At 67.2% G+C, this 1,743-nt stretch carries 2 protein-coding genes; one reads left to right on the forward strand and one right to left on the reverse strand.

Annotation, left to right across the window (positions count from 1 at the left end; translation table 11 throughout):
* Window positions 1-52: 52 nt before the first annotated feature.
* Window positions 53-1,078 (forward strand): NAD(P)H-dependent glycerol-3-phosphate dehydrogenase, encoded by a 1,026-nt coding sequence (locus tag AC2VON_RS20540; protein WP_486954570.1) that lies wholly within the window; start codon window positions 53-55, stop codon window positions 1,076-1,078.
* Window positions 1,079-1,081: 3 nt separating this feature from the next.
* Here AC2VON_RS20540 and AC2VON_RS20545 read toward each other — a convergent pair.
* Window positions 1,082-1,743: LLM class flavin-dependent oxidoreductase (locus tag AC2VON_RS20545; protein ID WP_486954569.1), on the reverse strand; the 662-nt coding region annotated here is incomplete at its 5' end.

The following is a 1,743-nucleotide window of genomic DNA, read 5'->3' on the forward strand; positions in this document are numbered from 1 at the left end:
TAACTTCGCGAACTTCCGGTGCGCCGGCAGCGCCGGCAATACGCTGAGCATCATGGCAGCTGCTCTTCGCAAACCGAAGGTGGTGGTGCTCGGCGGAGGGTCCTGGGGCACCACCGTCGCATCCATCTGTGCCCGGCGCGCGCCGACCCTGCAGTGGGTGCGCTCGGAGCAGACTGCGGACGACATCAACGACAACCACCGCAACCACCGCTACCTCGGTAACGAGGTGGTGCTGTCCGAGACGCTGCGTGCCACCACGGACTTCGTCGAGGCCGCGGGCACCGCCGACGTCGTCGTGATGGCCGTGCCCTCGCACGGGTTCCGCGGGGTGCTCGAGGAACTGGCCGCCGAACTGCGGCCGTGGGTGCCGGTGGTGTCGCTGGTCAAGGGCCTGGAACAGGGCACCAACATGCGGATGTCGCAGATCGTCGACGAGGTGCTGCCCGGGCATCCGGCGGGCATTCTTGCCGGCCCTAACATCGCCCGCGAGGTGGCCGAAGGCTATGCGGCGGCCGCGGTGCTGGCGATGCCGGACCAGCATTTGGCCGCAGAGCTCGCATTTTTGTTCCGCACCAGGCGTTTCCGGGTCTACACCACCGACGATGTGACCGGTGTCGAGCTGGCCGGCGCGTTGAAGAATGTCTATGCCATCGCCGTCGGGATGGGCTACTCGCTGGGGATCGGCGAGAACACCCGGGCCATGGTGATGGCTCGTTCGGTGCGCGAGATGGGCAAGCTCGGCGAGGCGATGGGCGGGGCCCGCGACACGTTCGCCGGCCTGGCCGGCATGGGCGATTTGATCGTCACCTGCACCAGCCAGCGCAGCCGCAACCGCTATGTCGGTGAACAACTCGGGGCGGGCAAGGCGATCGACGAGATCATCGCGTCGATGAGCCAGGTCGCCGAGGGGGTCCGGGCGGCCAGCGTGGTCATGGAGTTCGCCGGACAGTTCGGGCTCACCATGCCAATCGCCCGCGAAGTCGACGGTGTGGTCAACCACGGCTCCAACGTCGAGCAGGCCTACCGCGGGCTGATGGTCGAAACACCCGGGCATGAGGTGCACGGCACCGGGTTCTGACGTTCAGGGCCTTCGCCGCGTGGGCGAACATTGCGCGATCAGCGCATCGAGGTTTTCCCGAACGCGCTCGGCGGCAATACCGATCGAGGGCGGATAGACCATGATGTGGTCCAGGACGCCCTCGTAGCGACACAACCCGGCGCGGACGTCGGCGGCGGTTCCCGCGACGCCCATGGTGTCGATCATCCCGTCGGAGACCGCGTCGAACATCGCCGGAAAGTCACGCCGGGCGAACGCTTCGCGGATCACCTGACCCTCCTTGGCGAAACCGTTGACGTCGAGCACCGTGTCGTAGGTCTTGACCGAGGAGTAGAAGGCGATCTGCTGGGCGAGTTCGCGCCGCGCCACCTCGGGGTCGTCGTGGATCGAACACATCACCATCGAGATGATCTCGACGTCTTCTGCGTTGCGGCCGGCGTGCGCGGCGCCTTTGGCGATCGCCGGCTTGACGACCTCCTCGACGTATGTGGTGGTGAACAGCGGGTGACCGGCCAACCCGTCGGAAACCCGGCCGGCGGCCTCGCACATCCGGGGGCGCACACCGGCGGTGATGATCGGGATGTCGCGCATGGGTGGCGCGACGCGCTCGGTCGGGACCAGGTTCATCCGGTAGAAGCGGCCCTCGTGCCGGATCGGGCCCTCATGCAGGTTCCAGATACGGCGCA

It is taken from the genome of Mycobacterium sp. TH-M82, assembly GCF_057473605.1.

Coding starts and splice junctions, on each gene's coding strand:
- AC2VON_RS20540 (WP_486954570.1), top strand. CDS start 53: ATGGCAGCTGCTCTTCGCAAACCGAAGGTGGTGGTGCTCGGCGGAGGG.